Annotated in this window: 6 protein-coding genes; 2 read left to right on the plus strand and 4 right to left on the minus strand. The window is 58.5% G+C overall.

Going from position 1 to position 14,097, the window contains the following annotated elements; translation table 11 throughout:
* Positions 1 to 53: 53 nt before the first annotated feature.
* Complete coding sequence (locus tag ACI5GA_RS07855) at positions 54 to 4,559, plus strand: hypothetical protein (RefSeq protein WP_421422440.1); 4,506 nt, start codon at positions 54 to 56, stop codon at positions 4,557 to 4,559.
* Between the two features lie 39 nt (positions 4,560 to 4,598).
* On the opposite strand, the gene ACI5GA_RS07860 is transcribed toward ACI5GA_RS07855, so the two are convergent.
* From ACI5GA_RS07860 to ACI5GA_RS07875, 4 genes are all read right to left on the minus strand, one after another.
* Entirely contained in the window at positions 4,599 to 7,040 is a 2,442-nt protein-coding gene (locus tag ACI5GA_RS07860) for an autotransporter outer membrane beta-barrel domain-containing protein (protein ID WP_421422441.1), read from the minus strand.
* Between the two features lie 254 nt (positions 7,041 to 7,294).
* A complete protein-coding gene (locus ACI5GA_RS07865; protein ID WP_421422442.1) occupies positions 7,295 to 9,289 on the minus strand; it encodes a hypothetical protein in 1,995 nt (664 codons plus the stop codon).
* 67 nt (positions 9,290 to 9,356) lie between these two features.
* Complete coding sequence (locus ACI5GA_RS07870; RefSeq protein ID WP_421422443.1) at positions 9,357 to 10,682, minus strand: hypothetical protein; 1,326 nt, start codon at positions 10,680 to 10,682, stop codon at positions 9,357 to 9,359.
* Between the two features lie 161 nt (positions 10,683 to 10,843).
* Positions 10,844 to 11,806 carry an NAD(P)H-quinone oxidoreductase gene (locus tag ACI5GA_RS07875; RefSeq protein WP_404631534.1) on the minus strand — a complete coding sequence of 321 codons (963 nt, stop codon included), beginning with the start codon at positions 11,804 to 11,806 and terminating at the stop codon, positions 10,844 to 10,846.
* Between the two features lie 167 nt (positions 11,807 to 11,973).
* Here ACI5GA_RS07875 and ACI5GA_RS07880 point away from each other — a divergent pair, with 167 nt between their 5' ends.
* Positions 11,974 to 14,055 (plus strand): carboxy terminal-processing peptidase, encoded by a 2,082-nt coding sequence (locus ACI5GA_RS07880; protein WP_404631536.1) that lies wholly within the window; start codon positions 11,974 to 11,976, stop codon positions 14,053 to 14,055.
* The last annotated feature ends 42 nt before the right edge of the window (positions 14,056 to 14,097 follow it).

Raw genomic sequence — 14,097 nt, forward strand, 5'->3', positions numbered from 1 at the left:
CTGGATGGGCCTGCGCCCTGTCCACCGCGTGCACAACAGAAAGGACTCTAACGATGGCACGGTTCACACCCACCCTGTTTCCTCCCCTGCAACGGGACTCTTCAACGCTGGCGCTGCGCTCGCTACTCATCGGTGGCATAGTGACCCCGGTTCAGGGCGGCGACGGCGGTCTGAACATCGACGTTGTGCTATCCAACCCCCTCGGGGTGTTGGTCGCGGTGGATCCCTGGTTGCGCATGAGCAAGGGAGATCATGTCGATGTGTACTGGGATGACACGCGGGTTGATGGCCGTGATATCGATGACTCAAACCTCGATCAGCGCCTGTTTTTTTTCGTCCCCGCCGCACTGGTCGTGCCTGACTGGGCGGAAAAGGTGTTCTATCGCCTGACACGTCAAGGTTCGATCACACCGGAGGACTCCGTCATGATGCGCATCAGAGTGAAACTCGATGCGCCAGGCGGCGTGGATAAGGACCCCCATCTTCCCGGCCACTCGGAACTCGCCGCTCCCCGCTTGCCCCAAGACGTGATTGACAACGGCGTCGATGAGGACTGGGCAGCCAGAGGCGTACCGGCCGAAATCGCCGCATACCCCGGGCGCGCTGCACGAGACACCATTCAACTGCAATGGGGCGAGGCGTTCATGACCCATCAAGTCACTGACGCTGAGTCTGCCGGGAGTGCGCCGATCATCATGAACGTGGATCAGGCCATGATCCTGGCAGGTGGCGACTCACCCAATCTGCTGGTGCATTACCAGGTTTTCGACGAGGTCTGGAACTTCTCCTCGGACTGGTCGTTGCGCACGTTCATCAATGTCGAGGCAGGCGCACACCGCCTCGATCCGCCGATTATCAAAGAGGCATTCAATGGCGCAATAGACCTCGGCCAACTAGGGACAGATGATGTGACGATTCAGATAGAGGTCCGAGGGCTGCCTTTCGAGTTGAAAGATCAGGTCACCATGACCTGGATCGGTACCCCGAAAACAGGCGACCCGCTGATTTATGAACGCACTGTAACCCTCGACAACATCCCTTCAGTGACCGAGATCAAGGTGCCCAACGCAGAGATCCGCGCCCTTCTCGAAGGGAAAGGGGAAGCCAGTTACGTCCTGAACAAAGCGAACGGCGCGCCTCCACAATCCTCCAAACGCGCCTTTGCGACCATCACGGGTAAAATCCCCCTGCCCGCCCCTGGTGTTTTCGAAGCCGTCGGAGACATGCTCGATCCCAGCCTTGAACGGGCACACGTGGTCATTCCCGTGTACGAACAAATGGCCAACGGCGACCTGATCGACCTGATCTGGCTCGGGCTGACACAAAGCGGCACACCGCTGCTCTACGAAGCGCAACACTCCGTCTCGAACAATGAGATAGGTTCTGTCATTTACATGCCCGTGATGGCCGAGCACATCGCTCCGCTTGTCAACGGCACCCTCGATGTCAGCTATCGAGTTTCCAACGACACCCTCGCCCCGCAGGAGGTGAGAGTTTCCAGCCACACCTCACTGGTGGTTGCCCAACGCTTCGCCGAGCTGCCTGCACCGTCTGTGGACGAAGCCGACGGCAACGTGCTCGACCCGGACAAGGTGCCGAACTATGCGACATATCGCATGCCTTACACAGGCACCACAGCGGGAGACATTCTGACCTGGTATTGGGAGGGTGAAGGTCTGGACGGCAGCGCAAGCGACTGGGTGCCCATCTCCAGCGTGGGCGCGGGCAAGCTCATGACATTCAACATCCCGAGGTCATTGATCGAACCCAACATCCACAGCATCGTCAAGCTGTACTACAGCCTCAAACTCGCCAGCACCGGAAAATACCAGTATTCGAGCGTGCTGAATCTGACCATTGGCACGCCGATTGGCGTCTTGCCCGCACCCCAGGTATTGGAAGCCAGCAATGGCACCCTCGACCCCATGCGTGCACAGACGGGTGCGACCGTGCGCGTACGCTACGAGACCATGGACCCGCAGGACATCATCACCTTGACCTGGCTGGGCACTCCAGGCACCGGCAGCCCGCCGGACCAAAGCATGGCCGCCAGTGCGAGTGGTCAGGTGGACTTCCCCATCAGCGCCAATGTGATCGGTGCCAACATCGCCCAAAATGTCAGCGTCTCGTACCGAGTCAAACGCTACACAACGGAAAAAACGTCCGACCTGGCGTTGCTCCACATCGACGCCATCGCCGATGCCCAGTTGCCGTCACCCGTCGTGAAAGAGGCCGATCCACAAAGCAAGATTTTGAACCTGGCCACCTTCACCGGGAACGCAACGTCGACCGTGGCGAAATGGCCGTTCATTGCGCTGGGCCAACGTGTCTGGTTGCGGCTTGAAGGCGAGGCTGAAAACGGCGCCCCACATACCATCGTTTTGCTGGATGGCAAGGCGATTTCAAGCGGGCAAGTCAGCGGGGGGCTATCAGAAACGCTGCTGCGCGCTGAATTGGAAAAACTCGCGCAGGACACCTCGTTAACCGTGGTTTGCAAAGTAGCGTTCAGCGAAACTGCCAACGAGAACATTGCGCTGCCGTTGCCTGCGACGGTTTATCAATTCAAACGTCATCACGACTGGGTCGAACCTGTCATCGTCAGCGTCAAGGACGCCAAGGGCGAAGTCTCCAACGGCGGAACGACGTTTGATACGACACTGAACCTCAGCGGCACTGCAACCCTCGACACCGAGCTGGAAATTCTCGACGGGACCGCCCGCCTGACCACCACACGCACGACGCTCACCGGCACTTGGTCCGTCGCGTTGGCGGCACTGCGGCCCAAAGCGTATAGCGTGACCGCTAAAGCACTGGATGGCAGCGGCCTGATTTCGCAGCCGCGGTCTTGGGAAGTGCTCGCCAATCTGACGCCGACCATTGAGCAGGTGCTGGATTCCAAAGGCCTCGTTAGCAACGGCGGCACGACTGTAGACACCACGCTGACGGTGTCTGGGAAGGCCAGCCCCGATCAACAGGTCGAACTGTTTGACGGAGCCGCTTCGAAAGGTACCGCCATCACGAACTCGATTGGAGAATGGCAGAAAGCCGTTTCTGGATTAGCGGTGGCATCGCATCCACTCAAAGCGCGCGCGCTTTATGGATCAAGCCCTGAATCCACCACGTGGACAATTATCGTTGCGACGGCTATTGCGCCGACCATCAGCAGCATTCAAGATTCGGGAGGGACAGAAATACCCGCCAACGGCTTCACTGTGGACATCAGCGTCACACTCACGGGTACGGCAAACGCCAATCTGGACGTGGAGATCTTCGACGGTGCCACGTCCATAGGAAAAGCAACGGCCAATGGAGCTGGCGTCTGGAGCCTGGCAGCAACAGGTCTGTCCGTGACTGCGCACGCCATGAAGGCCAAAGCCCTGTATGGTACTGGCCCCGAATCAACGGTGCGTCATTTCACTGTCGTCACAGTAGTAACGCCCACGATTACCGCTGTCGTCGATCCGCAAAATCGCCCGGTCCCTCATGGTGGCTCCACTTACGCCAATACCGTGACCGCCTCAGGCCGTGCATCGATCAACCAACCGCTCGAAGTGTTCGACGGCACCACCTCGAAAGGTACCGTCACAACGAACGCCAGCGGCACCTGGACGCGCGCTATCAGTGGGTTGAGTGTTGCCAGTCACTCGCTGACTGCCAAGGCGTTGTATGGGAATAAGCCGGTTTCGGCAGCATGGGCGTTCACGGTGAAAGCGGCCACTGCGCCGAGTATCACCAGCGTCAAGGACGCCAACGGAGAGGTCCAGAACGGAGGGCAAACGACGGCTACCTCAGTGACCGCATCGGGCACCGCCGCGGCCAGCGAACAGGTTGAAGTGTTCGATGGAAATACGTCCAAGGGAACAGCATCAGTTAATACAGGCGGGAGCTGGACGCATGTTGTATCGGGGCTTGCGTTGGGCGCTCATAGCCTGAAAGCCGTTGCGAAGTACGCTGACGGTGCGTCATCTGGCGTACGAACCTTTACAGTGATTTCGCCGGTACCGGAGTTTGTACTGGATCCCTCATCCGCGACACTCAATGGTCGGGTGTACATACTTCCTGGGAATCCTGACCTTGATCCCGTCAGTTGGCCTGCTGGCACCACCCTCACTCGCGTGCCAAGTAGCGGTGTCCAACCCTACACGTACTCATCGAGCAATACGTCTGTTGCTCGGGTCAACGGCAGCGGGACCGTGTATTCCCGCGGTAACGGAACAACGACCATTACCGTGCGGGACAGCCGGGGCCGATCGGGTGCTTACACCGTCACAGTCACTAATGTGATCCAGGTGGTGGGGCTAGGGAACAGCCTGTACTCAGTCGCCAACCGGAATGCTGCGAATCAAGGGAAGCGAATCCCAACACATGATGAACTTATTCAGATCGCCGCAGCCTACCTAGGGCGTTGGCCCATGGGGGACCGTCTTTACTGGTCAACAACACCGGGAGCTGGGCTCTGGACAGTTCGCTGCAAGAATCTGGTGACGGGAGGCTGGGCGGATGTGAGCACCAAGGAATTCCTCGGTGGCGGGCAATACGCCAATGTTGTGGCCATCTAGCAATGGGTTCGCCCCGACCGAAAGGCCGGGGCTTACACGTTACCAGCTATACCGCAACCCCACATTCGCCCCGAAAGGCTGTTCGATGTGCTCGCCATTGGCATAGTCGAAATCGGCGTGCATCTGGAACCTGTCGGTGAACGCTACCGCAATACCGGCGCCCAGCTCACCGCGCGTGCCGGACACGTCATTGTTGAAGACGTTGTTGTTGACCTGCACTTCGTTGTTTTTGGCGAACTCATGAACGCCTGCGACGCGAACATAAGGCTGCAAGACCTTGCCATCCTGCAAGGCGAAATTCCGGCCCGCGGTCACACCGACCTTGCCCAGCAATGAGCGGGTACGGTCGCCCTCGGCTTCCATGCCATTGTTCAGGCCATAGTCCTTGCCCTGAATGACCACCGTCGACCACTGAGTGAAGGGTTCGACGAAATACCCGTCATCCAGTTTGATGTGGCGCCCGAGCTCCACCGAGCCACCCAGACCGACGTTGTCATAGTCACCCTTGGCGCGGGTGCCATCGCTCATGCTCACTTTGGAATCATTACGGAAACGGTTGAGCTTGAGCACGCCATCGAAGTAGTAACCGGTGTCCTGATCCAGCCATGTGGTGTAAGCGCCCACGTAGTAGCTCTTGACCGTCCCCGATGTGCCCCGGCTCAGATCAAGATCGGAATCGCTGTAACCGGCCAGTGCGCCGATCAGCCATTGGCCGTCACCCAGCGGCAGAGGCGCATCGGCACCGAAGGAAAAGCCTTGTTGCGTTTGCTTGTAGCCCAGGCCCGAGGCTTCATCGACGACATACTTGTTGCCGTAGGTACGCATCCAGCCCCCGGCCTGGCCGCCATTGAAGCGCAACTCGCCCATGCGAGTACGCAGGGAAGTCAGTTCGCCGTACCACACGGTGGGCGCCGTGTTGAACAGGGCCAGCACCGAGGCTGTACCGGGGCTGATCGTCGCTTTGCTCGGGTCCAGAAACCAGTCGGTTCCGCCAGAACCATTGGCCACCGAACTCAACGCGTAAGAATAAGTGCCCACGTCAACCGAACGATTGTTGGCCAGGGCGAAGGTTGCATCGCCACCGGCTGTGCGCACCATGGTCAGCGCCTCGGGAGAGACAGGATCAACGCCTGAACCGGCGATCGACAAGGTATGGCTGCCCGTCGCGGAACCGGTGATGTTGAGGGTGTCGTGCTGATTGGTCGCGTAATCGACATCCATGATGAAGGTGCCGCTGCCTGACAGGTTGCCCACATCCAGCTGGAAGAATTCATTTTCCGCGCCGAATTTGACGACCCCGGTGTCCATCACCAGAGTGTTGAGTGCGGTGGACGCGGTCATGTTCCAGACCGAAGGATCCCCGACGGTCAACTTATCGACACCAATGAGATTGCCGGTGAACACCGAATCGTTTTGCAGCGACACCACGCCGGTGCCATCACTGGTGATATTGCCGGTCATCGAACTGGCGCTGAGATTGACCGTATCGATGCCACTGATATTTCCGGTGAGCGCAGAACCGTTGTTCAGCGCCAACGAACCGCTGCTGGTGGCGTCGGCGGTGATATCGCCGGTCAATCCACCGTGATCGAATGTCAGGTTGGCGGTGCTGTTGTTGGTGATGCTGATATCGCCGGTGACATCGCTGTTCTGTAGCAGAACATTGCCTGTCGCCGAGTTGGCCACTTCCAGTGCGTTGCCGTTGCCACCCACGAGGGTCGTGCCGTTGGTCAGATTGAAATTGGCGACCATGGGAGTGCCCAGGCCATCGATCCGGATCGCCGCGCCGTTGACGCCCTGCACCCGAGTACTGTCCAGATTGACAGTTCCTGTACGAATATCTGCCGGATTGACCCGATACAGAAACCCGTTCAGCCCGCCCGTGACCGAACTGCCAATCAGCGTCATGTTGGCGCCGATTCCGCGAACACCGTAACTTGTGGCCCCGGCTCCCGTGACAGTCGTACCGGTCATGTTGAGCGAACCGGCAAGTTGAGTGAGGCCACCCGTCGTGCCGCTGACGGACCCACCCGTGAACACGAACGTCGTACCCGGGGCGCCGCCTCCTACGTTCTGGTTACCGGAGACACCGACTCCATTTGTATTAACGATGGTGGCATTGCTCACCGCTACGGAGGCGTCTGTGGCGCTCAGCGCAGTGCCGCTGCTGGCAATGATGCTGGAATCACTGATGTTGCTTACCACACCAGAGTCAAGCGTGACACTTTGTGCCGTGCTGTTGGCCAGAAGATTGAAGGTGCCAACCGCTCCGCCGCCGGTCAAATTCAGCATCTGCCCGCCACTGACAGTGAGGGTAGATCCGGGCCCCAAGGTCCAGTCCTCCACTGGATCCCCCGGTCCTACGACCACCGACTCACCGGGCAAAAGTTCTCGGGCCTGGGCACCGGAGGCGATGCAGAAAAGCAGGGGGATAAGTGCGGGAGAATTGAAATAGCGAGAAGAACAGCGAGATTTAGCCATGACCAGCTCCTTGGGTTGAATGCCATCCCGCGGAACTACCTAAAGACGCCGAAGGACAAAGGCGCACAAGTTACAATCCTAGATCCGGCGGATATGTAGGATGTTTCCTAGTTACTAGAGAGTAGCTTCCCACAATAGCTATTTAATGCCGTTCATCCTTCAATTCACCTGCCCTCCCCACTCAGACATGACAAAGCCGCACCACTGCGGCTTGTCATATCTGGAATGACTGAAAGAAAAACCACGAACGACGCTCACCGCCTGCGACGTGCGTTGGGAGGACATACCCCCCCAGCGTTTTCGGCACCGGCACGGATGAACGCCTCTCCTTGCATGACAGGCGTAGTATCCGATTCATACGTCAGACGGACAGCCCCGTTGCGGCCCACAGGCATGATGTAGTCATCGAAAGGCCCGGTGTTGAAGCTGTAACCATCGGTCGCTTCAACAGGGCTCAAGGTTTTTATGATTTCCTGGGGCGTTCCGGCCTCAATCGTACCTAGCCGGTCGCTATAACACTGCCAGGTGAAGGTCAGTTTCTCTCCCCCCTTCAGAAGTGGCGCATTCCCCGGAATATCGATGACAACATGCTGATCGGGCCCGATGTAAGAGGAGCAGTTCAGCGCAGGTGAACCATCGGCCGCCTCTCCCGCATCAGGGAACTCTGGTGTCGCCAGTTTGATCGGCAACGCCGCACTGACGTCCACCAATGTCGGAACGCAGGCTTCGATGTTACCCGCTCCGCTGACCAGTCCTACGGTGTAAAACACCGGAATATCAGTCGCGCTGGGCAGGTCCTTGATGTCGTCCCATGCCACGTTGAATGTATAGGGATCCCCTGGATTCCCCGTCACCGGAGACAGCTTGCCCACCTCGTTGTCCAGCGAGTACCAGTACAGAATCATCTGCTCTCCCGGACCGATCGGATCGTACAGGTCAACAGTCACCTCCACGGGCAGACCGACATCCTCCTCATTCAAAACGTTGTCTTCCGGACTTGCCCCTGTCCCCCTGACCGTGACTTGAGGCAAGTTGGGATTTACGGGGCGAGGCCTGTCCGGGTTGACCGGACCCGGTACGAAGAAATCGACACTGATGGTCGTCTCGGCCGACGCGAACGTCTTGTTACCTCGTCTGACCACATATCTGATCGCTGTATCCAGTGGCCCCTTTGCCGCACCATACGCAGGTGCAAGAATCGTCGGGTAGGGAACAATCAGGGTCATGGGGTTTTCAGCGGATAACACCTCATGGGTCGCATGCACCGAAGCCGTTCCCCAAGTGAGTTCCACAATGTCGTGCTCTAGCCAGTTTCCGTACAACGCGACCTTGACCAGATCCTCTCCCTGCGCGACATCGTCAAGATTCAGGATATTGTCATCGGCGATCCGGGGCACCGTAGGTGCGGCCAGAGGCAGTACAGGCAGGGGTTTGATGAATAGACCGGTTTCAGCGTTATCGGAGATTGGCCCCCGGTTTCCCACTTTGTCGACCAGCCGGTAGTACAGATAAATCGTGCCGTCGCGCAAACCATCGAAAGCAGTGGCGGGTATTTTGACCGTCTGCGGCGTACCGACATCGGCACTGTAAACAGGCTGAGTAGGCACGGTATTTTCGTTGTGCACATAAATCTCTACCGAGTCACCCGGCTGTTTATCGCTGTAAGTCGGGATCGTGATCTCCACGCCACCGTTGTTTGCCAGATAATCACCTGTGATGCCATCGGAAATGACTGACGGATCGTCGAACGTCAATGCCGTCGGCGACTGGTTATTGTTGGGTGGAGTTTTATCGATAATAAAGGCCGTTATGGTGGAAAAGTCCTCGGACCCGATATCGATCACGACACGATAACGCAGCTCAAACGTCCCCTCGTCCTTGAACGCGGCCTGGCTTAACATCAACGGCATTGGAAAATCGTCAGGATTCAGCGGACCAGGCACATCGATTGGAGCCTGGGAGTCCGTCCAGGTAGGCGATCCCTGGCGGCGCCACTGAAACGTCAACCTGTCTGTCTCCCCTTGACTTGCGCTGCCTGGCCATTCGGGAATGAGGACTTCCATATCACTTTCTTGATCGTCTCGCGGTACCAGACCGGCGAATTGCGTATCACCATTCCACCAGTCAGGCAATATTGGAGCAACCAACACCAGGATACCCGCGCCGCCTTTGATCTTTTTCTCCTGACTCACCCGGCGCGCCAACTCCCACCGCAGGAAGTCAGGTTTACTCGCTACTTTGCTACCCATGTCGTTTCTCCTTGACGTGATGCGCGCCAGTCGAGCCCGGAACGCCCTGTATTTCCCTGTACTACTGTTATCTACCGCCACGTCCCTGTGCTCGAAACAGGCGCGCGAGAAAACTACGGCATCGACGACAAAAGCTGCACCCCTGGCGGTGACTGGCGCCCTTCAATCCCGTCAGCCGGATCGGCCCACACACCTCGCCGTCGGGCCATTTTCGGTTGATCTTCACCAGTCCCTCGTACGAGCCACCGGACTGGCCACTGAACTTCACCAATTGATAGACCGCCACGGCAGAGCCCTCGATCATGGGCTCGATATGAGGAATGAAGGGCTCTACGAGAATGTCCAGATAGCCGTCCGCCACATTCTGTGCACTGACGGTTCTGAAAAAGGTGCCCTCGGTACCGGCAATGGGGTCTTTGCCGTTCAGGGTTCTATAGCCCTGCCAGAAAAGCGTGATCTCATCCTGAAATTCGAACAGGTTGCGCACGAACGCGATCCTGACCCGGATCCCTTTCCAGGGCTCATGGGAGCAGTTGATATACCCATCAAGCCCTGTGTCCGGGAACTCAGGCTCTGGTAAATCACCGCCAGGCAGGGGTTTGAGCATGACCGACACAAGGGTTTCCCGGGAGAATGTCAGGGACTCGTTCCCTGCACGATCCCGCACCTTATAGGTCGCGTAATAATTGCCATCCCTGCCGGGTGCACGAATGGCATCCCCCGGCAGATTGATCCGGATGTCGGCCGCATCGATTTCTGCCTGAGTCACGGTTTTGTTGGCAACCACGCTCGATGTCGGAGGGTTGTTCTGCGACCAGTAGAGGTCCACCACATCGCCTTCCTCAGCGTCCAGATACACTGGCGTCGGCAAACGCAACTCGACCTGATCGTTGTGACTGGCCAGATAAGCGTCTGTAATGCTGCCCGTCAGATCAGCGGGCAGCAGCAATGCACGCAGTTGCTGGTTATAGCCGGGAGGGCGAGTATCGATCGTCACGATCCTGAAATCAGACGACACGACCGAGCCGACATCATTCGTCACGCTATACCAGGCTTGGTATCGACCATCAGGCTGAAGGAATGCCTTGTCGACACGCATGGACACGGGAAAAAGGCTGGGGTCTATCGGACCTGGAAAGCGTATGGCGTCAGCCGGCTGACCGGACGGATCATTGCTCCAGAAGAGCTCCAGCAGATCGGTCTCTCCCGGATCGGCCGGCACTGCCCAGAGAGGGATTTGCACCTCAAGATCGTCAAGATGAGTGCCCGTCGCAACGACGCCATCAGGATCGTTCGGATCAACGATGGCGGGCACCTCGGCAGCCACCAGATTGGCGCGCACCGCGCCCCCCGTCAGTGCTTTCCACACACGCCCCATCCAGTCCCTGGCCATCCCGCCCGTCTCCCTGCGATGACACGCGCGGCCGTCCGGTTTCAATCGGTGACCGCAGCGCAACAGGGCTCCATTGAGAACCGTTTGACCGAGTTTTCCTACTGTCAGAAATGACAGTAGGGGCTACCGCCGGTCGGGCTGGATGACATGCCGGTAGCGGGTCAGATCAGGTCGCTATCAATCACCAACACGACCTTCCCCGACACCTGATTGCTCGCCAGCTCCGCGAACGCCTCTTCGGCCTCATTGATCGGAAAGCTGCGCGCCAGTTGCGGCTTCAAGCGGCCTTCGGTGAACAGCGGCCAGACGTGTTGACCCAGGTCAGTCAGCAGATCGGCCTTGAACTGATCATCACGGCTGCGCAGGGTCGAGCCGAGGATCTGGATGCGCTTGCCCAGCACCAACGCCAAATCGAGTTCGGCCTTGCGCCCCCCCATCAGGCCGATCAATACCAGACGGCCATCAGTGCCCAGCACTTTCAGGTTGAGCGCCGCGTAATTGGCGCCGACCGGGTCGAGGACGACATTGAATGGCCCGAAGTCGCTCAAGCCATCGAGGCTTTCGTCGCGAATGACACCGCCTTGGGCGCCGAGGTCTTCGCAATATTTCAATCGCCCCGCTGAGCCCACACTGACCCAGCACGGGTTACCAAAGGCCTTGCACAGCTGAATGGCAGCTGAACCAACGCCACTTGCTCCGGCGTGCAGCAACACTTTTTCGCCGGGCTTGAGCGCGGCCAGTTGGAACAGATTGAGCCAAGCCGTCGCATAGACTTCCGGGATGCCCGCCGCTTCATGCAACGACATGCCCTCTGGTACCGGTAAAACATGCCGTGCGTCGACCACCACTTCCTCGGCCATCGCGCCGCCCGCCACCAGCGCACAGACGCGGTCTCCAGCCTTCCAGGAGGTGCCGGAACCCACCTCGGCAATCACGCCTGAGCACTCCATACCCAGGATGTCGGTGACGCCCGGCGGAGGTGGATAAAGACCGGCGCGCTGCAACAAATCGGCGCGATTGAGACCTGCGGCCGCCACCTTGATGCGGACTTGTCCTACATCGAGCGTCGGTGATGGCTGCTCAACCCATTCCACGTGACCTTCAACGCCTTGCAATGCTTTCACGGTGCCTCCATAGTGACTCTTGGACTGAGCTCGACGCACCTCGCGGCGTTCGGGCTTTTTGCATTATTCGACCGGGTTCCCGTCGAACTTTTTTGCAGTACGACAGGAACCGGCGACCTCAAAGACGGCCTACTATGCGTTATCCATTGTCCACGCGTCGAATCAGCATGAAGCATTTGTTGCCCAGCACCACCCTTGCATTACTCATCGGCCTGGCAGCCTTGCCAATGTCCGCCAGTTCGTTCGCAGCCAATAGCTGGGACAACCTTCAACCTGATCGCGATGAAGTCATCGCCAGTCTGAATGTCGTGGAGCTGCTGAAGCGCCACCACTACAGCAAGCCGCCGCTGGACGACAAGCGTTCGGAAATCATCTACCAGAGCTACCTCAAGCTCCTCGATCCGGCGCGCAGCTACTTCCTGGCCAGCGACATCGCCGAGTTCGACAAGTGGCGTTTCCAGTTCGACGACTTCCTGAAAAGCGGCGATCTGAACCCGGGATTCACTATCTACAAGCGCTATCTGGACCGCATCAAGTCGCGTCTGGATTTTGCCTTGGCGCAGTTGAGCAAAGGCGTCGACAAGATCGACCTGAACACCAACGAGACCTTGCTGGTCGACCGCAAGGACGCGCCATGGCCGAAGAACGAGGCCGAGCTCGACGACCTGTGGCGCAAGCGCGTCAAGGACGAAGTCCTGCGCCTGAAGATCGCGGGCAAAGACCCGGCGAAGATTCAGGAAACCCTGACCAAGCGCTACAAGAACCAATTGGCGCGCTTGGGACAGACCCGCAGCGAAGACATCTTCCAGGCGTACCTGAACACCTTCGCGATGTCCTACGATCCGCACACCAACTACCTGTCGCCTGACAGTGCGGAAAACTTCGACATCAACATGAGCCTGTCGCTGGAAGGCATCGGTGCCGTTCTGCAAAGCGACAACGATAACGTCAAAATCGTGCGCTTGGTGCCAGCCGGCCCTGCCGCCAAGACCAAGCAGGTGGCAACCGCCGACAAGATCATCGGCGTCGCCCAGGGCGACAAAGAGATGGTCGACGTGATCGGCTGGCGTCTGGACGAAGTGGTCAAGCTCATCCGTGGTCCGAAAGGCTCGGTGGTGCGTCTGGAAATCATCCCGGCGAGCAACGCGCCGAACGATCAGACCACCAAGATCGTTTCGATCACTCGTGAAGCGGTGAAGCTTGAGGAACAAGCGGCGAAGAAATCGATCCTGCACCTGAATCAGGACGGCAAGGATTACAAGCTGGGTGTGATCGAGATTCCCGCGTTCTACCTGGACTTCAAGGCCTACCGCGCGGGCGATCCGGAGTACAAGAGCACCACTCGCGACGTGAAGAAGCTGCTGACTGAATTGCAGTCCGAGAAAGTTGACGGCGTGGTCATCGACTTGCGCAACAACGGCGGCGGTTCGCTGCAAGAGGCCACTGAGCTGACCAGCCTGTTCATCGACAAAGGCCCAACCGTGCTGGTGCGTAATGCCGACGGTAAGGTTGACGTGCTGGAAGATGAAAACAGCGGCGCGTTCTACAAAGGCCCGATGGCGCTGCTGGTCAACCGCCTGTCCGCTTCGGCGTCGGAGATTTTCGCCGGTGCGATGCAGGATTATCACCGCGCGCTGATTATCGGTGGCCAGACCTTCGGTAAAGGCACCGTGCAGACCATTCAGCCGCTGAACCATGGCGAACTGAAACTGACCCTGGCCAAGTTCTACCGGGTGTCCGGTCAGAGCACCCAGCATCAGGGCGTACTGCCGGACATCGCCTACCCGTCGATCATCGACACCAAGGAAATCGGCGAAAGCGCACTGCCGGAAGCGATGACCTACGACACCATCAAACCGGCAATCAAACCGGCAGCCGATCCGTTCAAGCCGTTCCTGGCTCAGTTGCAGGCGCGTCATGACGTGCGTTCGGCCAAAGACGCTGAATTCGTGTTCGTCGAGCAGAAACTGGCGCTGGCCAAGAAACTGATGAGTGAGAAGACCGTCAGCCTCAACGAAGCCGAGCGCCGTGCCGAGCACGCCGACGTCGAAGGCAAGCAACTGGTGATGGAAAACACCCGTCGCAAGGCCAAGGGCGAAGAACCGCTCAAGGAACTGAAGAAAGAAGACGAAGACGCATTGCCGGTGGACGACGACAAGACCAAACCGGAAGACGACGCGTACCTGGCCGAGACTGGCCGGATTCTGCTCGACTACCTGAGTCTGAGCGGGTCTGTGGCAAAGAAGTGAGTCGACAGAAATGATCGTGCCCACGCTCTGCGTGGGCATGCA

Origin of the sequence: Pseudomonas sp. Pseu.R1 (genome assembly GCF_045764065.1) — a bacterium.
Taxonomy (GTDB): Bacteria; Pseudomonadota; Gammaproteobacteria; order Pseudomonadales; family Pseudomonadaceae; genus Aquipseudomonas.